The organism is Streptomyces sp. GbtcB6 (assembly GCF_019091475.1).
Taxonomy (GTDB): Bacteria; Actinomycetota; Actinomycetes; order Streptomycetales; family Streptomycetaceae; genus Streptomyces; species Streptomyces hyaluromycini.
The window spans coordinates 97,720-123,295 of record NZ_JAGXJL010000023.1; the positions used below are offsets into that span (position 1 = coordinate 97,720).

Annotated in this window: 25 protein-coding genes; 7 read left to right on the forward strand and 18 right to left on the reverse strand. The window is 71.4% G+C overall.

Features of this window, described 5'->3' with window-relative positions; genetic code table 11:
• Positions 1 to 25 precede the first annotated feature (25 nt).
• Entirely contained in the window at positions 26 to 517 is a 492-nt protein-coding gene (locus tag KVT45_RS32865) for a hypothetical protein (RefSeq protein WP_217552791.1), read from the forward strand.
• A gap of 15 nt (positions 518 to 532) precedes the next feature.
• Here the strand turns inward: KVT45_RS32865 and KVT45_RS32870 are convergent, their stop codons facing one another.
• Positions 533 to 748, reverse strand: a complete 216-nt coding sequence (locus KVT45_RS32870; RefSeq protein ID WP_217552792.1) for a dodecin — start codon at positions 746 to 748, stop codon at positions 533 to 535.
• A 231-nt stretch (positions 749 to 979) separates the two neighbouring features.
• Between KVT45_RS32870 and KVT45_RS32875 the strand changes: the two genes are divergently transcribed.
• Positions 980 to 2,209: an extracellular solute-binding protein gene (locus KVT45_RS32875; RefSeq protein ID WP_217552859.1), complete on the forward strand. Its 1,230-nt coding sequence runs from the start codon at positions 980 to 982 to the stop codon at positions 2,207 to 2,209.
• A 139-nt stretch (positions 2,210 to 2,348) separates the two neighbouring features.
• Here KVT45_RS32875 and egtD read toward each other — a convergent pair whose 3' ends face one another.
• The 4 genes from egtD to egtA are packed head-to-tail and all read right to left on the reverse strand — an operon-like array spanning position 2,349 to position 6,797.
• Entirely contained in the window at positions 2,349 to 3,311 is a 963-nt protein-coding gene (gene egtD, locus KVT45_RS32880; protein ID WP_217552793.1) for an L-histidine N(alpha)-methyltransferase, read from the reverse strand.
• Positions 3,308 to 4,147 (reverse strand): ergothioneine biosynthesis protein EgtC, encoded by an 840-nt coding sequence (gene egtC, locus KVT45_RS32885; protein ID WP_217552794.1) that lies wholly within the window; start codon positions 4,145 to 4,147, stop codon positions 3,308 to 3,310. Before egtC ends, egtD begins: the two co-directional genes overlap by 4 nt.
• Entirely contained in the window at positions 4,147 to 5,472 is a 1,326-nt protein-coding gene (gene egtB / locus KVT45_RS32890) for an ergothioneine biosynthesis protein EgtB (protein ID WP_217552795.1), read from the reverse strand. The genes egtC and egtB overlap by 1 nt, the downstream gene beginning before the upstream one ends.
• Positions 5,469 to 6,797, reverse strand: coding sequence for an ergothioneine biosynthesis glutamate--cysteine ligase EgtA (gene egtA / locus KVT45_RS32895; RefSeq protein WP_217552796.1), 1,329 nt, complete (start codon positions 6,795 to 6,797; stop codon positions 5,469 to 5,471). The genes egtB and egtA overlap by 4 nt, the downstream gene beginning before the upstream one ends.
• Positions 6,798 to 7,076: 279 nt before the next feature.
• On the opposite strand from egtA, the gene KVT45_RS32900 reads away from it, so the two are divergent.
• Complete coding sequence (locus KVT45_RS32900; RefSeq protein ID WP_217552797.1) at positions 7,077 to 7,898, forward strand: TIGR02452 family protein; 822 nt, start codon at positions 7,077 to 7,079, stop codon at positions 7,896 to 7,898.
• 142 nt (positions 7,899 to 8,040) lie between these two features.
• On the opposite strand, the gene KVT45_RS32905 is transcribed toward KVT45_RS32900, so the two are convergent.
• The gene (locus KVT45_RS32905; RefSeq protein WP_217552798.1) at positions 8,041 to 8,490 is read right to left on the reverse strand and encodes a type II toxin-antitoxin system PemK/MazF family toxin; all 450 of its coding nucleotides are present in this window, start codon (positions 8,488 to 8,490) and stop codon (positions 8,041 to 8,043) included.
• A gap of 19 nt (positions 8,491 to 8,509) precedes the next feature.
• Complete coding sequence (locus tag KVT45_RS32910; protein ID WP_217552799.1) at positions 8,510 to 9,310, reverse strand: alpha/beta fold hydrolase; 801 nt, start codon at positions 9,308 to 9,310, stop codon at positions 8,510 to 8,512.
• 62 nt (positions 9,311 to 9,372) lie between these two features.
• Here KVT45_RS32910 and KVT45_RS32915 point away from each other — a divergent pair, with 62 nt between their 5' ends.
• Positions 9,373 to 9,786 (forward strand): MarR family winged helix-turn-helix transcriptional regulator, encoded by a 414-nt coding sequence (locus tag KVT45_RS32915; protein ID WP_089106110.1) that lies wholly within the window; start codon positions 9,373 to 9,375, stop codon positions 9,784 to 9,786.
• An 81-nt stretch (positions 9,787 to 9,867) separates the two neighbouring features.
• On the opposite strand, the gene KVT45_RS32920 is transcribed toward KVT45_RS32915, so the two are convergent.
• The 3 genes from KVT45_RS32920 to KVT45_RS32930 all read right to left on the reverse strand — a co-directional run bounded on the left by KVT45_RS32920 (position 9,868) and on the right by KVT45_RS32930 (position 13,190).
• Entirely contained in the window at positions 9,868 to 11,367 is a 1,500-nt protein-coding gene (locus KVT45_RS32920; RefSeq protein ID WP_217552800.1) for a flotillin family protein, read from the reverse strand.
• A gap of 133 nt (positions 11,368 to 11,500) precedes the next feature.
• Positions 11,501 to 11,719 (reverse strand): hypothetical protein, encoded by a 219-nt coding sequence (locus KVT45_RS32925; protein WP_217552801.1) that lies wholly within the window; start codon positions 11,717 to 11,719, stop codon positions 11,501 to 11,503.
• A gap of 46 nt (positions 11,720 to 11,765) precedes the next feature.
• Positions 11,766 to 13,190, reverse strand: a complete 1,425-nt coding sequence (locus tag KVT45_RS32930) for an amidase (protein WP_217552802.1) — start codon at positions 13,188 to 13,190, stop codon at positions 11,766 to 11,768.
• Positions 13,191 to 13,413: 223 nt separating this feature from the next.
• On the opposite strand from KVT45_RS32930, the gene KVT45_RS32935 reads away from it, so the two are divergent.
• The gene (locus KVT45_RS32935) at positions 13,414 to 14,802 is read left to right on the forward strand and encodes a glycoside hydrolase family 43 protein (protein ID WP_217552803.1); all 1,389 of its coding nucleotides are present in this window, start codon (positions 13,414 to 13,416) and stop codon (positions 14,800 to 14,802) included.
• A gap of 308 nt (positions 14,803 to 15,110) precedes the next feature.
• Here the strand turns inward: KVT45_RS32935 and KVT45_RS32940 are convergent, their stop codons facing one another.
• Positions 15,111 to 15,632: a transposase gene (locus KVT45_RS32940; protein WP_254647682.1), complete on the reverse strand. Its 522-nt coding sequence runs from the start codon at positions 15,630 to 15,632 to the stop codon at positions 15,111 to 15,113.
• 988 nt (positions 15,633 to 16,620) lie between these two features.
• Between KVT45_RS32940 and KVT45_RS32945 the strand changes: the two genes are divergently transcribed.
• Complete coding sequence (locus tag KVT45_RS32945) at positions 16,621 to 17,814, forward strand: AAA family ATPase (protein ID WP_302832590.1); 1,194 nt, start codon at positions 16,621 to 16,623, stop codon at positions 17,812 to 17,814.
• A gap of 41 nt (positions 17,815 to 17,855) precedes the next feature.
• Positions 17,856 to 18,509 (forward strand): BTAD domain-containing putative transcriptional regulator, encoded by a 654-nt coding sequence (locus KVT45_RS32950; RefSeq protein ID WP_308310931.1) that lies wholly within the window; start codon positions 17,856 to 17,858, stop codon positions 18,507 to 18,509.
• Between the two features lie 11 nt (positions 18,510 to 18,520).
• Here the strand turns inward: KVT45_RS32950 and KVT45_RS32955 are convergent, their stop codons facing one another.
• The 7 genes from KVT45_RS32955 to KVT45_RS32985 form a co-directional block, all read right to left on the reverse strand.
• Positions 18,521 to 19,561 (reverse strand): discoidin domain-containing protein, encoded by a 1,041-nt coding sequence (locus KVT45_RS32955; RefSeq protein ID WP_217552806.1) that lies wholly within the window; start codon positions 19,559 to 19,561, stop codon positions 18,521 to 18,523.
• 70 nt (positions 19,562 to 19,631) lie between these two features.
• The gene (locus KVT45_RS32960) at positions 19,632 to 20,207 is read right to left on the reverse strand and encodes a phage tail protein (protein WP_308310925.1); all 576 of its coding nucleotides are present in this window, start codon (positions 20,205 to 20,207) and stop codon (positions 19,632 to 19,634) included.
• Complete coding sequence (locus tag KVT45_RS32965) at positions 20,204 to 22,153, reverse strand: putative baseplate assembly protein (protein WP_217552807.1); 1,950 nt, start codon at positions 22,151 to 22,153, stop codon at positions 20,204 to 20,206. Before KVT45_RS32965 ends, KVT45_RS32960 begins: the two co-directional genes overlap by 4 nt.
• Positions 22,153 to 22,611 (reverse strand): GPW/gp25 family protein, encoded by a 459-nt coding sequence (locus tag KVT45_RS32970; RefSeq protein ID WP_217552808.1) that lies wholly within the window; start codon positions 22,609 to 22,611, stop codon positions 22,153 to 22,155. Before KVT45_RS32970 ends, KVT45_RS32965 begins: the two co-directional genes overlap by 1 nt.
• Positions 22,612 to 22,653: 42 nt before the next feature.
• Entirely contained in the window at positions 22,654 to 24,396 is a 1,743-nt protein-coding gene (locus KVT45_RS32975) for a VgrG-related protein (protein ID WP_217552809.1), read from the reverse strand.
• A gap of 3 nt (positions 24,397 to 24,399) precedes the next feature.
• A complete protein-coding gene (locus tag KVT45_RS32980) occupies positions 24,400 to 25,092 on the reverse strand; it encodes a peptidase M23 (protein WP_217552810.1) in 693 nt (230 codons plus the stop codon).
• Between the two features lie 61 nt (positions 25,093 to 25,153).
• Positions 25,154 to 25,573 carry a phage tail protein gene (locus tag KVT45_RS32985; protein WP_217552811.1) on the reverse strand — a complete coding sequence of 140 codons (420 nt, stop codon included), beginning with the start codon at positions 25,571 to 25,573 and terminating at the stop codon, positions 25,154 to 25,156.
• Positions 25,574 to 25,576 lie beyond the last annotated feature (3 nt).

A 25,576-nucleotide genomic window follows, 5' to 3' on the forward strand; every position in this document is an offset into this window, starting at 1 on the left:
TCGCTCCCCGTTCTAGGGTTGCCGCGTGACAGAGAGCAGCAAGCGTCCGGTCGCCGTGTTCGACATCGACAACACGCTCGCGGACACCGCGCACCGGCAGCGGTTCCTGGACAGCAGGCCCAGGGACTGGGACGCGTTCTTCGCGGCCGCGCCGCACGATCCGCCGATCGCCGAGGGGATCGCGCTGGCCGTGGCGACCGCCGAGGAGTGCGAGATCGTCTATCTCACCGGGCGGCCCGAGCGCTGCCGGCGCGACACGCTGGACTGGCTCGCCGCCCACGGGCTGCCCGAGGGACGCGTGCACATGCGGCGCAACGCCGACCGCAGGCCCGCCCGGCACACCAAGCTGGAGATCCTGCGCCGACTCGCCGAACGGCGTGCGGTGCGCGTCCTCGTCGACGACGACGAGCTGGTGTGCGACGCCGCCGAACGGGCCGGGTTCACCGTCGTGCGGGCCCGCTGGGCCGACCGCTCGGCGGCGCTGGAGCAGGCCCAGGAGGGGGAGGGGCGGACCTGAGACCGGCTTCGGCCGTCAGCCCTCGTCGTCGATGCGGAAGCCCACCTTCAGGCCCACCTGGTAGTGCTCGATCTGCCCGTTCTCGATCTGGCCCCTGACCTGCGTCACCTCGAACCAGTCCAGGTTGCGTACGGTCTGGTTGGCGCGTGCGACACCGTTGCGGATGGCCTGGTCGATGCCCTCGTGCGAGGTGCCGACGATCTCGGTGACCCGGTAGGTGTGGTTCGTCATCGGGGAGCTCCTCTCGTCGTCACTCCACCGTGCCGCATCCGGAAGCGGAGCGCGAGGCGTCGGTTCCGAAACGCCGACAGCCCTTGACCCTCCGTATTGGTCCATACCAAAATCCCGTACACCCGCACGAGCCCCCGGTGCTCGTTCCCCCACGTCGGGCCCCTTTGCCTGTCCGCCAGACAGAACAGGACCCCCCTCGTGAGACATTGCCGCCCGCTCGCCCTCGTCTGCGTGTCCGCCGCCCTGCTGAGCGCCTGTGGAGTCCTGCCGGGCGGTGGGGGCGAGCGGCACACGGTCACGGTGTGGCTGATGCGCAACAGCGCCTCCGCGGACTTCCTGCGCCGGTTCACCGAGGACTTCGAGCGCACCCACAAGGACATCCGGCTGGACATCCGCATCCAGGAGTGGACCGGCATCGTGGACAAGGTGCAGGCCGCCCTCAAGAGCGACTCCGACGCCGCGCCCGACGTCATCGAGGTCGGCAACACCCAGGTCCCGCAGTACGTCGAGGGCGGCCGGCTCACCGACCTCACCCTGGAGTCCATGCGCGACTGGGGCAAGGAGCACTGGCTGCCCGGCCTCGCCGAGCCCGGCCGGGACGACTCCCAGCAGTACGGCATCCCCTGGTACGCCGCCAACCGGGTCGTCATCTACCGCAAGGACCTGTTCAGGAAGGCCGGGATCACCTCCCCGCCGAAGACCCGCGAGCAGTGGCTGGCCGACACCGAGAAGCTCGACTCCGGCGGGAACCAAGGGATCTACCTCGCCGGACAGGACTGGTACACCCTCTCCGGGTTCATCTGGGACGAGGGCGGCGACCTCGCCGAGGAGACGGACGCCGGCTGGAAGGGCACCCTCGACAGTCCGGCCGCGCTGCGCGGGATGGACTTCTACCGGCGACTCCAGGCCCTTGGCAGGGGACCCGTCGACGCCGACGAGGAACACCCGCCCCAGGCCCAGGTGTTCGCGGGCGGGCGGGTGGCGCAGATGGTGGCGGTGCCCGGCCTCGCCCAGTCCATCGTGCAGGAGAACCCCGAACTCAAGAACAAGATCGGCTACTTCCCGGTGCCGGGACTCACCGCGGACCACCCCGGCGCCGTCTTCACCGGCGGCTCCGACCTCGTCATACCGCAGAACACCGACCGGCCCTACGACGCGACCGCCGTCGTCGGCGCGCTGGCCGGCGCCAAGTGGGACACCGAGCTGGCCCGCACCATGAACTACGTGCCCAACAAGACCACGCTGGCGGGCGCGGTGGCCGGGGAGGAGGGGGTCGCCGCCATGGCGGCGGGCGCCGCGCGGGGACGGGCGACCCCCCACAGCCCGGACTGGCCGGCGGTCGAGGCCGACAACCCGATCAAGGGCTACATGACCAAGGTGCTCGGCGGAGCGGACCCCGCGACCGAGGCCCGCCGCGCCTCCCGGCGGATCACCGAACTGCTCGCGCCGGACTTCGGGTGACCCGGCGCATGCGGTTCGGCAGCGCCCCAAAGGGGCGCGGGGCTGTATTGCATGTGCGGCTACCGCCGCGTGGGCGCGGCCGGCCACGACGGTGCCGCAGACGATCGACGACGTGGCACGGCACTTCCAGCGGAGCGACTCAGCGGGCGAAGCTCAGGGAGAGCGCGAAGCGGCCCTGCGAGTCGGTCCACCAGTCGGTCAGTTCAAGGCCCGCGGTGGCCAGTTCGGCGGTCACGCCGTCCCGCCGGAACTTCGCCGACACCTCGGTGTGCAGCTCCTCGCCCGCCGTGAAGTCCACGGCCAGATCGAGCGCGGGCACCTTCACGGTCTGCGCGACCCGGGAGCGCAACCGCATCTCGATCCACTCGTTCTCGGCGTCCCAGAGAGCGACGTGGTCGAAGGCGTCCGGGTCGAAGTCGGCGCCCAGCTCCCGGTCGACCACAGTGAGGACGTTCTTGTTGAACTCGGCCGTCACCCCGGCCGCGTCGTCGTACGCCCGGACCAGCACCTCCTCGTCCTTGACCAGGTCGGTACCGAGCAGCAGCGCGTCGCCGGGCGCGAGCAGCCGCCGTACCGAGGCCAGGAACCCGGCCCGCTCGGCGGGCAGCAGGTTGCCGATCGTGCCGCCGAGGAACGCCACCAGCCGCGGCCCCGGCGTCCCGGGCAGCTCCAGCCGGCCGGTGAAGTCGGCGATCAGCGCGTGCACGGTCAGCCCCGGCCGCTCCGCGACGAGCGCCTGGCCGGCCTGCGTCAGTGCGCTCTCGCTGACGTCGACCGGGACGTACACCTCGAGACCGGTGAGCGCGTCGATGAGCAGGCGGGTCTTCTCGGAGGAGCCCGAGCCCAGCTCCACCAGGGTGCGGGCGCCGCAGGCCGCGGCGATCTCGCCGGACCGGGTGCGCAGGATCTCCCGCTCGGCCCGGGTCGGGTAGTACTCGGGCAGCTCGGTGATCTGCTCGAACAGCTCGCTGCCCCGGGCGTCGTAGAACCACTTCGGCGGCAGCGTCTTGGGGGTGGCGGTGAGGCCGGTCAGGACATCGGCGCGCAGCGCGGCGTCCGTCGCGTCCTCGGGAAGGGTGCGGGTGACACGGAAGGGACTCACGTACAGGGCTCCTTCGGGAATGTGGGCGCCCCCGCCCGGACGGAGCCGGGGGTGGGGGAGGGTGCCGGGTCCTCGACCGGTTTCGCGACCGCGTCCTCGACGGGGCCGAGTGCGACTCCCGCGCGGCTCGCGGTGAGCAGTGTGCGGTCGGGGACCTCCCGCCAGCGCGGGTCGTCGTCGTACGGCTCGGAGGCGACGACGGTGCGGTGGCCGGGTTCCGAGAGGTAGAAGAGGCTGTCGCCCCAGGTGGTGGCGGCGATGGTCTCGCCGTCGGTGAGCAGGAGGTTCAGCCGGGCGCCCGGGGCGGCCCCGGCCACCTGCCGAACCGTTTCGGCGAGGGCTGGGCCCGGTGCCGTGCCCGACCGCAGCCGGTCTAGGGCCAGCGCCCAGACGAACGCCGAGTCGGTGCGCGCCTCCATCGACAGGAGGTCGGCCGGGGGCACGAGCGGGACGAGGGAGGCCACGGAGCGCGGCCAGCCCGGGATCGCCCCGTTGTGGCTGAACAGCCAGCGGCCCGCGGCGAACGGCGCCGCCGCGGCCTCCCCGTCCGCACCCGCCAGGGTCGCGTCCCGTACGGCGGCCAGCAGCGCGCCGGTGCGCACGACCCGGGCCAGGTCGGCGAAGGACTGGTCGGCCCAGATCGGCCCGGCCCGCCGGTAGCGGGCCGGCTGCGGATCATCCGGGGCGTACCAGCCCACCCCGAAACCGTCCGCGTTGACCGTCCCGTACCGCTGCCGCCGGGGTGCCCAGGACTGCCGGTAGAGGGAGTGCTCGGGCTCCACGAGGAGCCGGCCGAGCGGCTCCTCGGGTCCCAGACAGGCCAGATGGCGGCACATCAGGCGGTCTCCGCCGAGCGTGCGGTGCGGAAGCCGGAGAAGATCTGCCGCCGGATCGGGTAGTCCCAGTTGCGGAACGTCCCCCGGCACGCCACCTGGTCCACGGCGAACGAACCGCCGCGCAGCACCTTGTACTCGGGGCCGAAGAACACCTCCGAGTACTCCTTGTACGGGAAGGCGGTGAAGCCCGGGTACGGCTGGAAGTCGCTGGCCGTCCACTCCCACACGTCACCGATCAACTGCCGTACGCCCAGCGGGGACTCGCCCTCCGGATAGCTGCCCGCCGGGGCCGGGCGCAGATGCCGCTGGCCCAGGTTGGCGTGGGCCGGGGACGGGTCGGCGTCGCCCCACGGGTAGCGCCGGGACCGGCTCTCGCCGGGGTGGTGCCGGGCGGCCTTCTCCCACTCGGCCTCGGTGGGCAGCCGGCGCCCGGCCCAGCGCGCGTAGGCGTCCGCCTCGTACCAGCAGACGTGCAGCACCGGCTCCTCGGGCGGCACGACCTCCGTGATCCCGAACCGGCGGCGCAGCCACTGGCCGCCCTCCCGGTGCCAGAACTGCGGGGCGGATATGGAGTGCTGCCGGATGTGCGCCCAGCCCTCCGGCGTCCACCAGCGCTCCTGCTCGTAGCCGCCGTCCGCCATGAACTCCAGGTACCGGCCGTTGGTCACCGGGGTGGTGTCGATCCAGTAGGACGCCACCTCCCGCCGGTGCGCGGGGCGTTCGTTGTCCAGTGCCCACGGCTCGGTGGAGGTGCCCATGGTGAACGGGCCGCCGGGGACCAGGACTTCGGCCGGGCCGGTGAACGGCGGGTCCGGGGCGGGGTCCGGGGCGGTCAGGGCCTGGGGGCCCTTGCGGAGCTGATGGGTGATCAGCATCGTCTCGTCGTGCTGCTGTTCGTGCTGCGCGATCATCCCGAAGGCGAAGCCCGCCTCGGTCAGCCGGGTGCCGCTGAACGCCGAACTGTCCAGCAGGTCCAGCGCCCGGCCGCGTACCTCCGCCGCGTACTGCCGGGCCTCGGCGGGCGGCAGCAGCGGCAGTGAGGGCCGCTCGGACCGCGGATGCTCGAAGGCGTCGTAGAGGCTGTCGATCTCGGGGCGCATCGCCTCCCGGCCGCCGACGTTGCGCAGCAGCCAGAGCTCCTCCTGGTTGCCGATGTGCGCCAGGTCCCAGACCAGCGGGGACATCAGCGGGGAGTGCTGGGCGGTGAGGTCGGGCCCCTCCACGCAGCTGGTCAGCAGCGTGGTGCGGTCCCGGGCCGTGGTCAGGGACTTCAGTGCCCGGTCCCGCAGGGCCGCGATATCGATGTCGACGTCGGTCTCGGTCATGCGCTGATGTCCTTCCCATGGGCGCGAGCGGCCGTGCCGCGGAGTCGGTCCAGCAGGTCGTCGGCCGGGCAACGGCCCCGCAGGACGTACCGGTCCCGGTACGCCGTCACGGCGTCCACGACCTCGGAGGTGGCGCCGAGCCTCGGCAGGGCCTCAAGGGCCGCCGCGAAACAGGCGACGGCCGCCTCGTGCAGCTCCGGGTCGCCGAGCCCGGACCGGGCCGCGTCGAGCCACAGCGGGTTGTGCGGGGCGGGCTGCGGCCCCGCGCGCTCGGCCAGCGGTTTCACCGTGCGGTACGCGGTCTCGGCGGCCTCCGGGTCGTCGAACAGCGCCGTCGTCACCGCCAGCGGCACGATCCAGCCGTCGTCGCCGGGCTGTGCGTCGATCATCCGCAGTTCCAGATGACCGCGTGGCCTGACCGGCGGGAACAGCGTGGTGAGGTGGTACGCCAGATCCGCGCCGGTGGGCTCTCCCGACCGGGTCCAGGCCCGGAAGGTCAGGCCCTCGGGAACCTCCCAGGGGCCGTCGTCCCGCCGTACGCACATCACCGGGGCGTCGAGCACATGCCGGGCCCAGGCGGTGCGCGGGTCGCCGTCCAGCGGGGGCGCGCCCGCGCGGCCCGCGCCGATCTCCATCCACAGCAGCTGCCGGGTGGAGACCCAGCCGGTGGGGCGGTGCCCGACCAGCGGGGAGTTCGCGAACGCGGCCACCAGCACCGGGCCCAGCTGATGGGCCAGCCACCAGCGCCGGGTGTAGCCCAGCGGGCCGGGCTCCTCGTGACCGGCGTCCAGGCACACCTGTACGGAGGCCGAGGAGCACATCATGTGGCGGCCCGCCGTGCCGGTACGGTCCAGGCAGCTCTCCATCGCGTCGTAGCGCGGTTCGCGCAGGAAGCGGCGGGGTGCGTGCCAGGGATCGTGACCGGCGCCCACGAGTCCGAGGTCCTGTTCGGCGAGGACCTTGCGGACGGCGTCCAGGTCGGCGGATACGGTGCCGATGCACTCCATGAGGGAGGCGGCGGGCGGCGAGCTGAGCTCCAGCTGGCCGCCGGGTTCGACGGTGAGCGCCGAACCCAGTGGCACCGTGCGCAGTGCGGCGTAGGCCGCTTCGAGCCGTTCGGGTGTCACGGGGAGCTGCGGCCTGCGCAGCTCGTGGACCAGCCATTCCACTTCGACCCCGAGGGTGCGGGGCGGGCCGGTCTTGAAGCAGATGCCCTTGACCAGGGCCTCCACCTCGGCCTCGGTGACAGCGGTGCGGTCGTCCGAGAAGTCGGTCCTCACAGACCCGTCGGTACAGTCGCCGTCGTCGGATATCGAGTCGGACATGTCGGGATCCTCCTGAAGATTCCACCATGCCACCGCCCCGGCCGTGGATGCGTCCGGGGCGGCATCGTCCGTTCCACCCAAGACCGTCGCGTCCATTCGCACAAGGGCACCTATGGGGACGTTCTAGATCGGTAACCTCTGCTTCCCTGCGAGTTTCCGGGCGTTTCGGGCCATGGAAACTCCGTTGCACGGCATCACCAGCATCGCCCAGGATGCGTGCATGAGCACGACGGGGGAGGCCGCGCGGTGCGCGGTCATGGCGTCCACGGGGGTGGCGCCATGAGCGCGCGCCTGCGCGGTATCGCCCAGCAGACCGAACAGATCGTGGCGGCGGGGAGCTACCGCGCGCCCGGCGGCCGGGAGGTTTTCCTGGCGCCCGGAATCGAGGCCGCACGGGCCGGGACGCGGCTGTACGGCCCGGGGCCGGTGCCGGTCCCGTCCGCCCCGGACCTGGACGCCGTCTTCGAGGTCACCGGCGAGAGCAGCCTGGAGGCCGCCCGCCGCCTCGCCGACGCCCCCGTGGCCGTTCTGAACTTCGCCTCGGCCCGCAATCCGGGCGGCGGCTACCTGAACGGCGCCCAGGCGCAGGAGGAGGCCCTGTGCCGCGCCTCCGCGCTGTACACGTGTGTGCGCGAGGCCGCCGCGTACTACGACCACCACCGCGCCCACCGCGACCCCTTCTACACGGACCGCGTGATCCACTCCCCGGCCGTCCCGGTCTTCCGCGACGATCGCGGCGGCCTCCTCGCCGAGCCCTACCGCGCCGGGTTCCTCACGGCCGCCGCGCCGAACGCCGGCGTGATCCGCCGTACGGCTCCGGAGCGGGCCGGCGAACTGCCGGGCGCCCTCGCCGTACGGGGCGAGCGGGTGCTGGAGGTGGCCGCCGCGCACGGCTACCGGCGACTGGTCCTCGGCGCCTGGGGCTGCGGGGTGTTCCAGAACGACCCGGCACAGGTCGCGGGCGCCTTCCGGGGGCTCCTTGGCCCCGGCGGACGGTTCGCGAGGACCTTCGAACACGTGGTGTTCGGGATCCTGGACCGCACGCCGGGATCGGCCACCCGAACCGCCTTCGCCGAGGCCTTCCGGACCGCTGAGGTCTAGGCGGATCAGGTGAAGTCGGCTGCGGGACCGCGCCCCGCAAGGGGCGCGGGGCCGTATCCGATATGCGGCTACCGCCGCGTGGGCGCGACCAGCCCCCACCGGCCCGCGGTGAACGAACCGCGCAACCAGCGGAGCGCCCGGCTCACTTCCAGCCGTAGCGCTCGTGCAGCCGGTTGCGTACGAGGTTGAAGCGGCCCCGGTCGATCGCGCAGGCCTCGCGGCGCATGCCGTCCTCGTGCAGCCGCAGCACGCGGTCCACGTCCACCCAGGAGTCGCGCCCGGAGCGGTCCCACGGCCCGCTGCCGATCGCCACCCACTCGCGGTCGTTGTCGTGCCGCTTGCTGGACAGCTGGACGGCGAGCAGGGTGCCGGCCGCCTCCCGGGCGACGACCAGCACCGGCCGGTCCTTGCCCCGCCCGTCGTTCTCCTCGAAGGGCACCCAGGTCCACACGATCTCACCGGGATCGGGGTCGCCGTCGTGGGCGGGGGAGTACTCGGTGCGCACCTTGCCGACCTCGTGCGGGTCGGCCTCGGTGGTCGCGGTGGGGCCGTACCGGCCGGGGATGTTCTCGTCGTCGATATACGCAGTCACGAGGGCACCCTAAGGGGCCTCAGCCTGCGAGGACAGGCGGGGTGGCGGTGCGGTGCAGCTCGGCCTCGATCAACTCGGCGGTGACGTCCGGGCGTTCGAGGTGCGGAAGGTGACCGGCCTCGGGGATCGGCGCGAACCGGCCCTGCGGGAAGGCCTTCGCGTAGGCGGCTCCGTACGCGGGCGTGACGATACGGTCGCTCTCGCCCCAGATCACCAGAGCCGGCTGCCGCACCCGCCCCAGCCGGGGCAGCAGCTTCGGGTCGGTCATCCGGCCGCCGTAGGTGAGCAGCCGCATGGTTGCCATGTTGGCCTGGCGGCGGGCGAGTTCGGCTGCGGGCAGGGTGGCCGGGTCGACGTAGAAGCGGTCCGGGTCGTGCCAGGAGTGCTCGGCCTGGGCGCGCGGATCGAGCGCGAAGAAGTCCGTGACCGGCTCGCCCTCGATGTCCGGGCCGACCGCGTTGACCAGGACCACGCCGGTGACCGTCCCCGCCGTGTCGCGTACGGCCATCTCGGCGGCGAGTCGGCCGCCCAGGGAGGAGCCGATGACCAGGACGTCGCTCAACTCGGCGTCCTGGAGCAGGTGGAGGTAGGCGACGGCGAGGTCGTCGACGCTCGTCAGCCAGTCGGGGCGGGGTGTGCCGTCCCAGCCGGGGTGGACCGGGGTGATGGTGTGGGCCGACCCGGCGAGGCGGGCGGCGAGGCCGGCGACCGTGGCGGGGCCGCCGCCTCCGTGGAGTACGAGCACCGGGCGGCCGGAACCGGCCTCGGTCAGGGAGATGGGGAGGTCGGGGTACACCTGGGCGATGCGATTCGTCGTCATGTCGCTCACTCTAACTAAGCATGTTTATATAAACAAGCTTAGTCATCGGCTACAGTGGAGCCATGCACGATGACCTGCAAGTTCTCGGAAGAGCGGTGAAACAGGCCCAGTACCGCCAGCACCGGGCGATGGACAGCGCGCTCTCGGCCGTCGGCACCACCCTCGCGCAGTGGGACGCACTGCGGGCCATCGACCGGTCGCCGGGCGCCTCGGCGCGCGAACTCGCCGCGGCCACCTTCCAGAGCGAGCAGGCCTTCGGCACGCTGGTCGGCCGGCTGGCCGCGCAGGGCCTGGTGGAACGGCGGCCGGGCCGCGGGCGGCGCATCGAGCACCATCTGACCCCCGACGGGGAGCGGGTGCTGGCGGCAGGGCACGGGGTGGCCGGCGAGGTGCTCGCCGACTGCTTCGCAGGGCTGTCGGCGGCGGAACGGGCGACGCTGCTGGAGCTGCTGCGGCGGCTCAACGCGCAGGAGTGACCACAGGGGTGCCCCCGGCGCGGCCGGTGGGGACCCCTGCTCTTCGGCTGTCACTCGCCTTCTACGGTTGTCACCCGCCTTTTACGGCTGCTGCTCGCCGTCCTGCTCCACCGGCACCTTCTGGGTCTTCGGGTCCGTGACCCCGTTGAGGGCCGGTGAAGTCCCGCCCGGTGCCTGCCCGTTCTGGTTCATCGAGGCAAGGAGCTGGCGGGCCAGACCCAGCCCCGTGCCGCCCATCGTGAGCGCCTTCGCGAACAACTCGGCCATGCCGTCGGCGCCGTTGAGCAGCACCATGTTGTCGACGTTGCCGAAGGCGGAAGCGCCGGCCCTGACGATCTCCGGCCAGTTCTCGGCGAGTTGCTGGGCGACGACCGCCTCCTGGTTCTCGGCGAGCGCGGCCGCACGGGCCTTGATGGCCGCCGCCTCGGCGAGACCTTTGGCCTTGGCCGACTCGGCCGCCGCCAGCCCCCTGGCCTGGGCGGACGCCGCCTCGGCCTCACCGGTGGCCCGGGTCGCGGCCGCGTTCGCCTCCCCCCGGGCCCTGGTCGCCTCGGCCTCGGCGCCCGCGGCCGTCTTGACCCGGGTCGCCTCGGCCACCGCCGCCAGCTCCGTCTCCTTCGCCTTGGCCTGGGCCGCCGAGATGCGCGCGTCACGCTCGCCCTCGGCCAGCGTGCGCTTCTCGTAGGCCGTGGCGTCGGCCGGCTTGCGGACGTCCGCCTGGAGCTGCTGTTCGCGCCGGTACGCCTCCAGCTCGGCGACCCGCGTCTCCTGGACGACGACCTCCTGCCGGGCGGCCGCGTCGGCGAGCGGACCGGCCTGGCGTGCCTCGGCCCCCGCCTTGTCCCGCTCGGCCTGGTAGCCGGCCTGGAGGATCTCGCTGTCCCGGGTGGCCTCCGCCATCCGGGCGAACGACTGCTGTTCCGCCTCGGTGGCGAGACGGTTCGCCTCCGCCTGGGCGATCCGCGCGTCCCGCTGGACGGCGGCAGCGTGCGGCATGGCCAGGTTCTTGATGTACCCGGTCGGGTCCTCGATCTCATGGATCTGCAGGGAGTCCACGATGAGCCCCAGCTTCTCCATCTCCGTGCCGCAGGCGGCCCGGGTCTGCCCGGTGAGCTTGTCGCGGTCGCGGATCATGTCCTCGACCGTCAACCCGCCCACGATGGACCGCAGATGACCGGCGAACACGTTGTGCACCCGCTCGGACACCAGCTTCTGCTGGTCCAGGAAACGGCGGCCCGCGTTGGCGATCGACACGAAGTCGTCGCCGACCTTGAAGATGACCACACCCCGGACCTTCAACGGAATGCCCTGGAAGGTCACGCAGTCCACCGATAACTCGGTCTCCTTGAGGTCGAGGGAGAGCTTGCGCACCGCCTGCACGCCCGGCATCACCAGCGTGCCGCGCCCCGTGACGATCCGGAACCCCATGCCCTCTTCGAGGCCCTCGTTGCGATGCTTCGAACCAGAGATGATGAGCGCCTCGTTCGGCTCGGCGACCCGCCACATCATCTTGAACACACCGATCAGCGCGAGAACGGCGACAACCGCCGCCCCCGCAACGACGCCGACAACCATCGGCATTCGCCCCCTTTGAATGGTGCCCTTTCGGCACTGAACGAAGGGAGTGTGCGCCCGCGCAAGCCCCGATTGAAGACGCGGACGGACCCTTGTTGCCATGTTGACGCACAAGCCCCTCACCTGGGGCTGGGGGTGCTCAACTCTCGTACGCGGGTGTGACATAGACCGTCCGCGGCGCCAGGTACTCGACCACCATGACCACCGTTCCCCGCTCGAAGCGGCCGGTGCCGTCGGCGGCGTACGCGAGGAAGTGCTCGGCGCCCCCGCGTACCCGGACGATCACCTCGCCGACGAGCCCGGGCCCGACCGTTCCGGTGACCCGCCCCATGAGCCCGACCATCGACGCATCGTCCATGGCCAGAGGCTACGGGCCGGTCAGGCGACTGGAAAGCGGCCGGTGTTCACGCCGCAGGGGAGTCCGCGGTCACGGGCTGCGGCGGCCAGAGCTCGTGCCAGCGCAGTCGGGCTTCCAGCTGGGCGGCGACGGAGACCAGCAGCGGCTCGCTGTCCGCCGGTCCGAGCAACTGGGCACCCACCGGCAGTCCGTCCCCGGTGAACCCGGCGGGCACGTTCACCCCCGGCCACCCCAGCACGTTCCACGGCCAGGCGTAGGGACAGGCGGCGATCATCGCCCGGTCGGTGGCGAACTGACCCAGCCCGAGCAGCGCGCCGACGCGGGGCGGGGGAGCGGCGGTGGTCGGCGCGAGGATCAGGTCGTACGACGTGAAGAAGGCGCCGATCCTGTCCCGCAGCGTGGCCTCCGCGCGCCGTGCGGCCCGCAGCGGGGCGCCGCCGAGCAGCCGGCCCAGGCGGGCCGCCTCCAGGGTGCGCCGGTCGAGGAGGTCCGGGTGCGGTGCCTCGCGGACGCGTTCGGCGATCCCGACCGTGGCGCGCGGCACGAAGGTGAGTCCGATCTGGCCGTAGGGCGGGTCGGCCTCCTCGACGGTGTGGCCCAACGCGGTGAGTTCTGCGGCGAGTTCGAGTACGCGGGTGCGTATCTCCGGCTGGAGACGGGCGGGCAGCGCGGTGAACGGCGGCTTGAGGGAGAGGGCGATGCGCAGCCGCCCGGGGTCGCGGCCGACCGCGTCGGCGAGGGTCAACTGTCGTGGCTGATGCGGGTCTTGGAGGTGATTCCCGCTCGCCGCGTCCAGCAGCAGGGCCGCGTCGGCGACCGTGCGGGCCAGGGTGCCGTTGACCGTGATGCCCTGGAACGACTCCCCGCGCGGCCAGGTGGAGATGCGGCCGCGCTGCGGTTTGATGCCGACGAGGTGGGTCCACGCGGCCGGGATCCGCACCGAACCGGCGCCGTCCGAGCCGAGCGCGGCCGGCACAAGACCCGCCGCGACGGCGGCGGCCGACCCGCCCGAGGACCCGCCCGGAGTGTGCCGCGGCTGCCACGGATTGCGGGTGGCGCCGAAGGCCGGCCCTTCCGTGAACGGCCACTGCCCCAGCTCACAGGTGTTGGTCTTGCCGATGATCACCGCCCCGGCCGCGCGCAGCCGCCGTACCGCCTCCGAGTCCTCCTGCGCGGCCGGGAACTCGCCCCGGCACCCGAAGGCGGTCGGCTCGCCGGCCACGTCCGTGTCGTCCTTCACCGCGACCGGCACCCCGAGCAGCGGCCGGCGCACTCCGTCGGCCAACTCCCGGTCGGCGGCGTCCGCTTCGGCGAGGGCCGCGGTGCGGCGCACGATCCGGAAGGCGTTGAGGGAGTCCTGGGTGGCCTCGATGCGCGCGAGACACTCCTCCACCAGCCGGCGGGACGTCAACTCACCTGCGGCCAGGGCGCGTACGGACTCGGCGAGGCCTGCGGAACGGTCGTACGGCATGCGGGGACCCACCTCCGGGGCACAGCGTTTACCGGAGAGTAACGTCGAACCGGCTCCCGAAGGACAGGTTTCGCACAGCCGGCGTCCAGCTGCGCCCCAGTCCTGCAGAAAGCATTGACGTGAACCTGCCGTGACTCTTACTTTCTGCGCGACTTGTCGAACCCAGTTCGAAATACCGGACGCGCCGCTGTGTCCGCGTCTGCACGAGCCCCGGAGAGCCGCCGTGACCACACGTCCCCCCACCCCGTCCCGTCGCACCCTGCTGCGCGCGCTGGCCGCCCTGCCCGCGACAGCCCTGGCCCTGGGCGAACTGCCCGGCCTGCTCGGCGCGGCCGAGGCCGCCGCGCCCGCGAGCGGCTACGCCACCCGCTACACGATCGTCCCGTTCCTCAACAGTGACGACGGCACGGTCAACGTCTACCAGTCCGACGACGCGACGGACTTCCGCCTCCTCCAGTCCTCCGCCTACACCCCGCCCAGCAACCGCATCCGCGACGCGAGCATCTTCAAGCACACGGACGGCTACTACTACCTCACCTACACCACCCACACCTGGGAGGACGAGAGCACCACGATCGGCTTCGCCCGCAGCGCCGACCGGGTCAACTGGACCTTCCTGTACGACTACACGATCCCCATCACCAATCTGTCCCGGGCCTGGGCGCCCGAGTGGTTCGTGGACAGCGACGGCAGCGTCAACGTCATCGTGTCCTGCTCGACGACGGACGACGAGTGGATCTTCACCCCGTACGTCCTTACGGCGACCAACTCCGCCCTCACGGCGTGGACTTCACCGACCGCCCTCTCCGGTATCGGCTCCAACCACATCGACACGTACATCGTGAAGGCCGGCTCGACATACCACGCGTTCACGAAGAACGAGACGGCGAAGTACATCGAGTACGGCACCGCCGCCAGCCTCAAGGGCCCCTACACGATCTCCAGGACCGGCGACTGGGCAGGCTGGGGCAGCTACCGCGAGGGCCCCTCGGTGATCCAGCTCGACAACGGCGGCTGGCGGATCTTCTTCGACGGCTACGGTGACGGCAACTACTACTACAGCGACAGCTACGACACGTTCGCGACCTGGAGCACCCCCACCGCCCTGGCCACGCTCTCCGGCACGGCCAGGCACTTCACGGTGATCAAGGAGACGGTGTCGGGCGGCACCTCGCTGACGAAGAACGCGACCCGCTCCTTCCGGTCCGTCAACTACACCACTCGCTACTGGGAGGAGGTGTCCTCCCTCCTCAACCTCCCGGTGGTGACAAGCTCCAGCGCCACCGCCGACAAGCAGGCGGCCACCTTCACGGTGGTCGCGGGTCTCGCCGACTCCAACGGCTACTCCTTCCGCGACGCCTCCGGCAACTACCTGCGCCACTACGACTTCCGGGGCCGCTTCGACGCCAACGACGGCACGACGACGTTCGCCGAGGACGCCACGTTCATCGCCCGCACGGGCACGACCACCGGCTCGGTCCGCCTCGAGTCGTACAACTACCCCGGTTACTACCTGCGCCACTACAACTACCAACTCCGCGTGGACATCTCGGACGGCACCGACCTGTTCCGGCAGGACAGTTCGTTCCTTCCGGTGGCATCCTGGGCCTGACCTGCACCGCTGTTGAGGAAGGTGCACTAGTTGTGCACTGGGCGCGGGGTGGGGACGGGCCTGGTGACCAGGTGGGAAGGGCCCGGCGAGCAGCAGATCGCTCGCCGGGCTCTCGACGTCGAGGCATGGCTGCGGCCCTGTGTGCGCGGGTTGTGGCGAGGTTCACAGCTTATGCGTCATATGATATGCGACCGGGTAGCCCATGTCCGCAGACCGTAGAGGCGGATGGTCCCAGCGAGGTCGGCCGGCGGGTGCGGGCTGGTGGTGGCATGGGGTGCGTCGGGGTGGGGCAGGTTGGAGGCCAGGTATCAGGTGGCCCTCTCCGGCAGGCCGGCCGGGTCGGTGGTGGCCATGGCCAGTCGACAGGGTGAATCGGGTCTGTAACCGCCCAGGCGGGCATCGGCGGCCCGCCAGGTTTCGGTGTGCCCGTCGCGGAAGTGACGTTCCACGGGTGTCCAGTCGCCGGGATGCTTGGCATGCCGCCAGATCAGGGCGTGGGCCGCTTCGACGGGGGTGTGCGGCTGGTCTGCCGGAGCCCAGGTGCCGCGGTGCGGCTTGATCGCGTCAACGTAGGCCAGGCCGGCCTCGCGCAGTGCGAGGTACCAGTCGTCACTGGCGGAGTGGGCGCAGTCGGCGACCACCGCCCGGCAGCCGAAGCCCGCAGCCTTCCCGCGAGCGAAGTGATGCGCGAGGGTGTAGGGAGTCGCTAGCCCGGCCAGGTACTCGCGAAACCCTCGCCCCTGGGCCAGGCTGAAGAAGAGGTCGTCGAACCGGGCCGCGTAGTCCTCCAACGGACCCGGCGCAGGCGGACACGGACGGCGAGCGGTCATCTTCACGCTCCAGCAAGCACCGGCCTACGACCAACCCGACCTGCCGTCAACCCACGCCCCCACCGGATTTAACGAACTGCCGGGAGCCGCTGTAAGACCGGTAGTCGATGATATCCGAATTCGGGGCCTTGATCCCGTAGATGCAGATCCGGCATTTTACCGAACCATGGAATTGTTCATTCTCCTTGAGGGGAACCTTGCGCTTGACTTGACTTCGCTGGCATGGCAAAGTCGCGAGCAGCTCTCGAATCTTGGGGTGATGGCGGTCTGACCATTCGTCATCGGGGCTTACCGGAGCTCCCCACCCAACGGGACTGCGGCACAACTACTGGGGAAGAGTTGAATAAAAAGCTTGCCCGTCGGGGCGCTATTTTTTCCGCGATGGGGATCACGGCGACACTCGTTGGCGCATCCGCCGGCACAGCGGTTGCGGCAGCGCCTCGGCTGTTCGGGCGCTGACATCGGACACGCCTTCCCCTCCGGTGTCGACCAGCGAATTCGCGTCGGCTCCGGTTCTCTCGCAGATTCCAAGTGCGAATCTCCAGAGCTCGCTTTCTTATCCGGTCGAGGTAAACAGCGGTTTCCAGAGCGTAATGCTCACGCTGACGGTGAGTGGTGTGGTGGTGGTTTCGGATATCTGAGCCCCCGCTACAGTCAGGCGGTTCGTACCGAGGCGGCATTTTTGTCCCACTCGGCATGGTGCCGTTCGGCACGGGCAAGCCCTCGAAAACCGCACGCCGATACAAATGCGACGACACGGCCCCGGTGAGCAGTGGCACAGACCCCCTCAGCGCTGCCGCGAGGCCCTGCCATGACGCCCTCGAAGCAGGCGCTTGATCCGCCGGTCGATGCGAACGGCTCGTGGGCTGCCCCACCACCACCCCACCCCGGCCGTGCAAGCCTTTCGAGCGACTCGGCTCGAACCTTGCCGCCCAAGACTTCGACGAGGTGTTCCGTGAACGTGAGCCAACATCATGACGCCACCGGGATGCCGGTGCAGCAGCCCGGCGGCCGAGGTCGCCCCTCGCCAGGTCGGGGAGGGCGGCGCGGCGAGTCCCGCCTCATGGTCGAGCAGGTGTTCGCCGACGTTGCGGCGGGCCGTGCGGGTGTCCTGTTGGTCGACGGCGAGGCAGGCATCGGCCGGACCACCTTCCTCCACGAGGCTGCCGAGCTCGCGAGATCGATGGGCTTTCAGGTGGCCTCGGGCCGCTGCCATCCCCAGGAAATGGACCTCCCGCTGGGACTGGTCCGCCAGGCCTTCGACTCGCTGCACATCGGCGACATCGCGTCCGAGCTGCCTTGGCTGGCTGAGGGCCTGGAGGGGGCTCACGTGTCGTCGCCGGCACTGCTCGGCGTCCTGATCGAGCTGTACAGGACGTTGGAGCAGATGACTTCGCGCTCCCCCCTGCTCATTGTCGTGGACGACCTGCAGTGGTGCGACGAGGCCTCCCTGCGGGCGCTGGGCAGGTTCGCACACGAAGGCGCGCCCCCGTTTCCGCTGGCCGTGGTCGCAGCGGTGCGCATCGACGATGTGGCGGGTCACCCCGCCGCATTCGAGGATGCGACAGCACACCTGCCGCGCACCCGGCTGACAGGGCTTGCTTCGGGAGAAGTGGAGGCCATGGTCCGGGACGTGTTCCCGGAGGAACCGCACCCGGATTTCGTCGACACGTGCCGGAGGGTGACCGCAGGCAATCCCACGCTGTTACGGGCCCTGCTCCAGGAGCTGGTCCACCAAGGCGTCTCTCCGGCCGACGCGACGACCAGCGTGCTGGCTCACGCACCGGAATCGACCGCACGCGACGCTCTGGCGCGGATCGATCGGCTCGGTCCGGACGCGGCGACGCTGGCCAAGGCCGTGGCACTGCTCGGTGACGGAGCGGAGCTCGACCGCGCCGCCAGGGTGGCCGGTCTCCCGTACGACCAGGCGTTGGTCGCCGTCGACGCGCTGTGCGGCGCCGGAGTGCTCTCCAACGACTACCGGCTCACCTTCCGACACGCTGTGGTCGGCTCGGCGCTCGCCCGCTTCCTGCCCGTCGGCACAGTGACCATGCTGCGCGTCCCGCGCACCGAAGACCCGCTGCGGGGTCGCCGACGCGTACGGGCCCGTCGCTGGAGATCCGTTGCCTGGGAGGGTTCAGTGTCAGGCGGGCCGGCATCGAGTTGGATCTGGCGCAACTGAGGCCGAAGGCACGGAAGTTGCTTCGGCTGCTGGCATTGCATGTGGGCACAGCCGTCCACCGCGACCAGCTGCTGGACGAACTGTGGCCCGGTCTGCCGCCCGAACAGGGAGTGCGTAACCTCCAGGTGACGGTCTCCCGGCTGCGGGCGTTTCTGGAGCCGGGGGCCGACCGCGGGGCGTCCCGACTGGTGCTGCGCCGGGCGGAGTCGTACCAACTCGTCCTGGACGACGGGGCCGTCTGGGACATCGGGGAGTTCGAGCGAGCCCGGGGGGTGTGGCGCCGGGCTCGGTTGAGTACCGACGCGGACGAACAGGCGAAGCTGCTGCGTACGTGTCTGCGCTGGTACCAGGGCGATCTGCTGCCTGAGGACGGCGCCGCCGAGTGGGTGGTCGTGGAGCGCGCCAGGCTGCGCAACCAGGCGGCGGAGCTGTCGCAGGTGCTCGGCGAGCTGGAACTGGAGCTGAAACACTTCGACTCGGCTGTCCGGGCTGCTCGGCGGAGTCTGGCCCTTGATCCGTTCCGGGACGTCAGTTGGCGGGTGCTGATCTCCGCGTACCGTCTGGCCGGCGATGCCGCGGCGGCCGGCCGGGTGAAGCGGGAGTACGCGCAGATGCTGCACTCGCTGGGCAGTGGTTCGGACGAGCCGGGTACGCGACGGCCGGGAGCCGATCGGGGCTTGCGATCCCCCCAATGACGTCTGCGGACTCATGGCTGCTCGAAGAACTCCACCTCGCCGATGGCGACCTGCCGGTCGCGGGCCGTGCCGTAGGCCGACCGGAGCGTGAGGCGTATCTTCGTCACGCCGACGACCGGTATCCGGACCGTCTGAGGAGCTGGTTCGTCGTCGAGATGGACCGTCCGGTGCACCGGGACGCCCGCGGTGACCCAAGCGGTGATCTCCAGAGCGGCGGGGCGGGCCTGGCCGAGGAACTCGTTCTGGTTCGCCGAGGCGCCCGAGCTGATCAGGATACGGGCCAGCCGGAAGGGCTGGTCGAAATCGGCCTCGAACCATGTCCCGTCCGGCTTGCGCGTCCGGGAGGTGGCAGGCGCCCAGTAGCTGTTCCGGACGCCGTCGACGGCGTCCTTGGGCGGGTGACCGGAGACGGAACCCGATGCACGGACCGAGACGGCGTGTACCGGTACGGGCGCGGTGAAGCGGTTACGCAGGGCGCTCACGGCGGAAGGGCCGAACGTGATCCCGGCCCACACCGCGGCTGCCGACACGGCCGAGGTGAGGAGCACCGAGACCAGGCGGCGGAGTCTGCTGCGTCGCCGCCGGCGCGATACCCGTCGCCGACGCCACTTCTGCCACCAGCGGCGCCACCAGGACACGGTCGTGGCGGGCGAATCCTGGGTGAGCGGGGCGCCGCAGCGGCGGCAGAACGCGCGCTCGGCCGGGTTGGCCGTGCCGCAGGCCGCGCAGTCGACGTCGTCCGGCCGCGTGACGTGGTCGTCCTCGACGGGCACCGCGACGGCGGGCCGTGGCGGTGTGGCCCGTCCGGGCTGCACCGCCACCGTGCCGGGGCCGACGGACGGCGGTGACGCCTGCGCCGCGGGCTCGGGCGGCGCCGGGCGGCCCGGTGGTGCCAGGTCCGGTGGTGCCAGGTCCGGCGAGGTGCCGGAGGGCGTGGTCGGCGCATCCGCGGCCTCGTGCGGCGCGTCCCACTCCATGAACGCGCCGCATACGCCGCAGAAGTCGTCGCCGCTCTGCGCCGCAGCGCCGCACTGATCACATGTCCGTGCCATGTGCTGTCCGTTTCCGGGCCGGTGGGGCCGCTGGTCGTGGTGCCGTCCTGGCGAAACGTGTCGTCGAGCGTCAGGGCGGGCCCGGAGGTATCACCTCAAGGGTGTAGGGGACGTGTGCGGGCCGGTTTGCTTCGATCAGCGCCGCCAGCCTGCGCAGGGGCACCGCGGCCGGGTCGGCGGCGCGGATCCGTACCCGGACGCAGGGCTCTGGAGAGCCCGGCAGATCGCCCCCGGGGGTGGCGCTCCATGTGGCCCCGCCGGTGTCGCTCACCTCGGCCGTCAGCCCGAGGACGGCCTGGATCTCGTCGGCCAGCCCACGGGCCGTGCCACGCCGCGCGTGCCGGCGCGTGGTGCCCGCCACCGCTTCCCGGCGTGCGTCGAGTGGCTGCCTCTCGGTGAGGGCGGGGTCCGCCGCCACCCAACTCGCCAGCCAGGGCAGGAAGTCCGTCGGGGCCAGCCGGGGGTTCCAGTACGCGTCCAGACAGTCGAGTACGCAGAACACCGGTGCGAGGATGTCGTCGAAGGCGGCGACGAGCCTTCTGGTGAGGTCGTCGTCCAGGTAGGGGCCGGGGAGCCGTTCGCCGAGCGGATGCGGGGAGAGCAGTCCTTCGACGGCTGCCCGGCCGGCGGGCGGAGCAGGGGTCACGGCTCCTCCACCCGCACCTGGTGCTGGTAGGAGAACACCAGCGCATGCGCGTCCAACTCGACCCGGTCAACCGGGGAACCGCGCTCCGCGGTCAGCGGATTGGCCGCGAACAGCCGGATGTCCTGGACGATTTCCACCCCGGGAAGGTGTTGCAGCACCGCGTGCACCTCTCCGGTCCGCACGGGCCGGCCGAACGGCCAGCCGGTGCCGTCGGGCCCGCCGACCAGCGGGTTGAAGTACCGGTGAAGGGCGTCCAGGGCCTGCTCGCGCAGCCGTCCCGGTTCCGCCGAGGACTCGGCGGCCAGCCGCGCGACCACGGTGACCCCCTGGTAGTACGGCGGTTGGACCAGCAACCGGGCTCCGACGGGCCGGCGTTCGTCGAGGCGGGCGGTGATCGTGGCGAGCATCTCCTGCGGGGGGACGAGTTGTTCGAAGCGCAGCCGGTCGCCGGGCTCCGGTACGGCCTGCGGAACGACCAGGACCCGCACCCCGCCCGCGTCCGTTCCCCCGCCGGCCGGTATGCAGCGGATCCGGGCGGCGGACGGGGCGGCCTGACGGGCGATCAGCTCGTAGTCGGCCACCGTCACGGCCCGGTCGTGCGATCGCAGCTGGAGCGGACCGCGCACCATGGCCTCGGCCGGCGTCTCGCCGTCCGCTCCGCCCGCGGCGGCCCGCCGGTTCTCCACCCTCGAGATGTACGGGATCGAGCTGCGCAGCACGGTGAGGGACCGGCGGGCGACATTGCCGTGGCGTCCTCCGCCGGTGCGGTAGCGGCGGACCCGGATGCGGGCGCCCTTGGGCGGGACGGCGCCGTAGTGCCGCAGTGTGCCGTCGGGTTCCCGTACCGCAGGGCCGAAGACGACCTCTCCGGCGGTCGGGTTCAGCCGAAGATGGCCGTCGCCGGGCCGGGAGTCGCCGAAGGCCTCGACGGTGGTCCACTCCTGCCAGCCGCCGCCGTCCGAGACCTCCACCACGAACGGCTCGGTCCCCAGGAGCACCGGGGGCCGGCCGACGGTGAAGCGCTGGCCGGGCACGCCCGCCGATTCCCCGAGGATCTCGCCGGTGACGGTCTCGGCGTGGACGGCACCGGCGGTACCGCCGACGGTGCAGGCCGAGGCGCTGCGGATGACGGGTGAGGCGGAGTAGCCCGGCAGCTCGGGCAGGCCGGCGGTCACCCGGCAGCGCAGCCAGCCGGCCCGGTGGCCGACCAGCGTGGCGTCGGCGTGGCCGGCGGGCACGTGCAGCACGATGTCACCGGCCCGGTTCAGCCCGCCCGTGGTGTCCTGGTCCACCTCGCACGGCAGCCACTTCGCGCCGTCGTACGCCTCCCAGCTCAGTGGCGGATGCCGGGGGTCGATGCCGGTCCCGGACACGCTGCTGTCCAGCCTGAGCAGCACTGTGCACCGCGGCACGGCCTGGGACAGCCCGAGGAGCAGGGCGTCGCCGACGGCCGGCGGGTCGGTGAAACAGGGAAGGCCCTCGTCGCGCAGGAGCTCCGCGGTGCGCTCGACCGGTCGGGCGTCCACGGCCTGCGTGGACACCAGGGCCAGGGTGCACGGGAGGATGCTGAGGTCGTCGGTCGTGGCGAAGACCTTCGCGTCCTCCGTCTCGGTGCGCACGGTGCCGATCTCGGTGCCTTCGCGCAGTACCACGGGGTATGGCTGCGGGGCGGACAGCCAGAAGGTGATGTCCGTCCTGGCGGCGGAGGGCGGCAGCAGACCGGTCCCGAGCAGGTCCAGGAAGGCGAGGTAGGACTTCTCCGGCACCCGGTTCAGGCGGTACAGCAGCTGGTCGGTCATGTGCGCGAACGCCTCGATGAGGGTGACGCCCGGGTCCGAGACGTTGTGGTCGGTCCACTCGGGGCAGCGCTGCTGGATGAACCGCTTGGCCTCGTCCACGAGTTGCTGGAAGCGGCGGTCGTCGAGGTCTGGCGCGGGCAGGGCCATCAGCGGACGTTCTCCTGGTCGTACGGGGTGCTCCGGCCGCCGAGGACGCCGGTCACGGGGTCCTCGGCCGAGGGGATCACGTAGAAGGGGAAGACCAGACTGCGCGGGTTGTTGGTGCCCCGCACGGTGTAACGGAGGTCGATGTAGAGGGTGCCGGGCTCCTGGGAGTCGAAAGCCACCTCGACGTCGGTCACCCGGATGCGGGGCTCCCAGCGGTCCAGGGCCCGGCGGACCTCGTACGAGATGAGCCCCGCCGTGTCCTCGTTCGCCGGGGCGAAGACGTGGTCGTGGATGCCGCAGCCGAACTCCGGCCGCATCGGGCGCTCTCCGGGTGCGGTGGCCAGGATCAGCCGGATGGACTCCGCGAGCTCCTGCTCGCCGGTGGCCATGGAGATGCCCCCGGTGGCGCTGATCCGCAGCGGGAAGGCCCAGCCGGAGCCGATGAACCGCTCAGACACCCGGACCACCTCCCATCGGCCCGGTACCGGTGGTGTGCCTGCTCAATTGAGCTTCACCACCCCGCCCTTGATCGTGCATTCGGACCCTCCGTCCAGGTTGAGGCCGGCCTTCCCGGACACCGACACTGACTGGCCGGTCAGCGTCAGCGCACCGGAGCCGGCGTCCAGGGTGATGCCGGCGCCGGTCACGGTGACCTCCTTGGCGGCGGTGATGGCCACCTTTCCGTCGCTGTGCACGGTGATCACGGTGTTCTGCTGGTCGAGGTGGAGGCTGAGCCGGTCCTCGTGGGTGCGCAGCCGCACCCCGGCCGGCCCGCCGGCGGCATCGAGGAGTTCGACGCGGTGGCCGCCGCGGGAAGCGATGGACCGCCGGTTGACCTTCCCCGTCCCCGTGTCGACGAGCTGCAGGCTGTCGGGCGTCGGCTGATCGACCCCGTTGTAGAGGCCGCCGATCACATACGGCCGGTCGAGCAGGCCGTGCTCGAAGGCGACCAGGACCTCGTCGTGCACCTCGGGGCAGATCACGCCGCCACCGCCGGCCCCGCCCCACTGGACGGTGCGCACCCAGTCGCTGACGTAGGCCGGCTCACCGGGCTTCGCGTCCGACAGCCAGGGAAAGCTGAGCCGGACCCAGCCCTGCCCGCCCAGCTCGGCCGGGGCGCAGACATCCGTCACCACGCCGATCGCCACCCCCGGCACCCGGGCGGACCGGGCCGGGGCACCGGCTCCGGTGACCAGGCCGTGCAGGGTACGGTCCTGCCGTGCGCTGACGGTGATCGTGGTCTGGTAACCGGCACCGGGACGGCTGGTGTGGCGGGTCGCGGTGACGGTGTACCTGCCGTCGAAGGGCGCTCCGGCACCTGACAGGCGGACCGGCCTGCCCACGCGCAGCCGCGGGTTGCCGAGGACGGTGATCTCCAGTTCGGCGATCGCCGAGGCCACCTGCGCGGCCAGTGCCGCGACAAGGGTCTGCACCTCGGAGTCCTTCCGGCAGGCCGCGTCGGTGACCAGCAGCTCCGCTTTCGGGAAGGGCCGTACCGCCTGTCCCGGCTCGATGTCGATCAGTGGCGAGGTGCCGGCTCGCACCTCGTGCTCGGACCGCAGCGCCTGCTTGCGGCTGACGTCCCAGCCGCGGACCGAGACCTTGTCGACCTGGCCGACGGCTCCGACCGAGGACCGCAACGCCAGGACGTTCTCGCCCAGTCCGATCACATACGGGTCCCGCGCCGCCGACTCGCCCGGTCCCGGCGCGGTGGTGGCCGGGACGGGGGCACGGAAGTGGAACCTGCCGTCCTCGACGACGGCCTCCCGGTCGTTCTCCTCGGCCAGCGCGGCCAGGAACTCCCAGTCGGTGGTGTTCGACTGGGTACGCAGCTGATACGCCACTTGGGTCTTGTCGATGTCGCCGAGCGGAATCCCGGCCCGGGCCGCTACCTCGGCGGCGATGTCCGAGGCGGTCCGTCCGGCGAAGGCGCTGATCCGGCGGCCGCGCCGCAGCCGGTGCGACAGGTCGAACGCCCGGATCGTGGTGAAGCTGCCGTAGCCGTCGAACTCCGCTTCCAGCGTGACCACTTCACCGCTGAACAGGGTGGTCGCGGGTTTGTCGGTCCGGATGGTGAGCTCGGTCCCGATGCCGATACCGGTCGCGGCGATCAGCTTCCGATCCGGGTCCTGGTAGCGCAGCTGGGCGACGGCGGGCAGGCTGGCGCTCTCCTCCACGCAGATCTCGACCGCCGCGTGGTTCCACGGTGGGGAAAGGACCTTGGGCGCCTCGACGACGAACATCGGCTATCTCACCGCCGCTTCGTCGCGGGCCGGCACCAGAATCTCGGTACCGACAGACAGCAGCAGGGGGTCCTCGATACCGTTCGCCTCCGCGATCAGCCGCCAGACCGTCGGATCGCCGTACTCCTGATGGGCGAGCAGCTCCAGGCTGTCGCCGGCTGCCAGCCGGTGCACCCGACGGCCGGTGAGCGACCCCGAGGTCGGGTTCTGACGCGGCGTCGGATTTCCCGCCTCGGTCAGCCGGACGCCGCATGTGGCGCGCAGCGGGCTGCCGTTGGCGTCGAAGAGCGTGTAGGTCACACTGACGTCCTCCAGATATCCGAAGAACGCCACGTCGGTGAAGCTTCCCCAGCTGAATTTCACCCAGGGCGCGCACGGAGCCTTCGCCTCGATACTGCGCGCAGTCGGCGCGCACCAGCTCAGCAGGCGCTCGGTGCCCTCGGCGACGGACGGGTCATGGGCCGCGCTCGAGTCGAGGAAGAGTTCGACGGTGAGCCTGCGCGGCAGCACCCCCGTGAACTCCGGAGCGGCGACCTCTTCCGCGCTACGGCTCTGGTGGCTGACCCAGCCCGCGCTCCGGGTCAGTTCGAGCTGGTTCGGATTGAACTGGAAGGTGATCGCCCCCAGTTCCGAGCCATGCGGCTTACCGGGCTGTATGGGCGGCTCGTAGGCGGTCAGGACGGCTTGGGCGGGCATGGGAACGCCTTCGACAGGTAGAAGCGACAGGACAGGGACGACGACAGGTGAGTCGGGGCCATCAGTGGAAGAAGCCGTGATGGGCCAACTCGATGCTCTCGACGGCGCCCTGGGAGGACGCCGGGTCGAACGACGGGCCGCTCCAGCCGACCACGACCACATCGCGCAGGGACCACTCGACGATCGACTCGGTCAGGTTCGGGCGCAGCGCCGAGATCTGTGCCGTACCGCGGGTGACCCGCTGCGACATGCCGGCGAGGAAGCGCGTCACCTTCGTCGACTCCGCGGTCAGCGGCCTGGTCATCGTGACGTTGGGGAAGCTGACGCGGGTCGGCAGCTGCCATACGAAGCCGTTGTTGCCGCCCTCGACCCGCTGCTCCACCTCGACCTGAGCGCTCAGGCCCTGGCAGGTGGTGAAGTGGCCCAGATCGATGCCGTCGATCCGCAGTTTGAAATGGACGCTGGTGCCGGGGTACTCCATGTG

Coding starts and splice junctions, on each gene's coding strand:
- KVT45_RS32940 (WP_254647682.1), bottom strand. CDS start 15,632: ATGACCGCTCGCCGTCCGTGTCCGCCTGCGCCGGGTCCGTTGGAGGAC.
- egtA (WP_217552796.1), bottom strand. CDS start 6,797: ATGTCCGACTCGATATCCGACGACGGCGACTGTACCGACGGGTCTGTG.
- KVT45_RS32925 (WP_217552801.1), bottom strand. CDS start 11,719: ATGGACGATGCGTCGATGGTCGGGCTCATGGGGCGGGTCACCGGAACG.
- KVT45_RS32975 (WP_217552809.1), bottom strand. CDS start 24,396: ATGTTCGTCGTCGAGGCGCCCAAGGTCCTTTCCCCACCGTGGAACCAC.
- KVT45_RS32930 (WP_217552802.1), bottom strand. CDS start 13,190: ATGCCGTACGACCGTTCCGCAGGCCTCGCCGAGTCCGTACGCGCCCTG.
- KVT45_RS32955 (WP_217552806.1), bottom strand. CDS start 19,561: ATGGCACGGACATGTGATCAGTGCGGCGCTGCGGCGCAGAGCGGCGAC.
- egtC (WP_217552794.1), bottom strand. CDS start 4,147: ATGTGCCGCCATCTGGCCTGTCTGGGACCCGAGGAGCCGCTCGGCCGG.
- KVT45_RS32945 (WP_302832590.1), top strand. CDS start 16,621: ATGCCGGTGCAGCAGCCCGGCGGCCGAGGTCGCCCCTCGCCAGGTCGG.
- KVT45_RS32910 (WP_217552799.1), bottom strand. CDS start 9,310: ATGACGACGAATCGCATCGCCCAGGTGTACCCCGACCTCCCCATCTCC.
- KVT45_RS32965 (WP_217552807.1), bottom strand. CDS start 22,153: ATGGCCCTGCCCGCGCCAGACCTCGACGACCGCCGCTTCCAGCAACTC.
- KVT45_RS32980 (WP_217552810.1), bottom strand. CDS start 25,092: ATGCCCGCCCAAGCCGTCCTGACCGCCTACGAGCCGCCCATACAGCCC.
- KVT45_RS32920 (WP_217552800.1), bottom strand. CDS start 11,367: ATGCCGATGGTTGTCGGCGTCGTTGCGGGGGCGGCGGTTGTCGCCGTT.
- KVT45_RS32870 (WP_217552792.1), bottom strand. CDS start 748: ATGACGAACCACACCTACCGGGTCACCGAGATCGTCGGCACCTCGCAC.
- KVT45_RS32985 (WP_217552811.1), bottom strand. CDS start 25,573: ATGGAGTACCCCGGCACCAGCGTCCATTTCAAACTGCGGATCGACGGC.
- KVT45_RS32900 (WP_217552797.1), top strand. CDS start 7,077: ATGAGCGCGCGCCTGCGCGGTATCGCCCAGCAGACCGAACAGATCGTG.
- egtB (WP_217552795.1), bottom strand. CDS start 5,472: ATGACCGAGACCGACGTCGACATCGATATCGCGGCCCTGCGGGACCGG.
- KVT45_RS32915 (WP_089106110.1), top strand. CDS start 9,373: ATGCACGATGACCTGCAAGTTCTCGGAAGAGCGGTGAAACAGGCCCAG.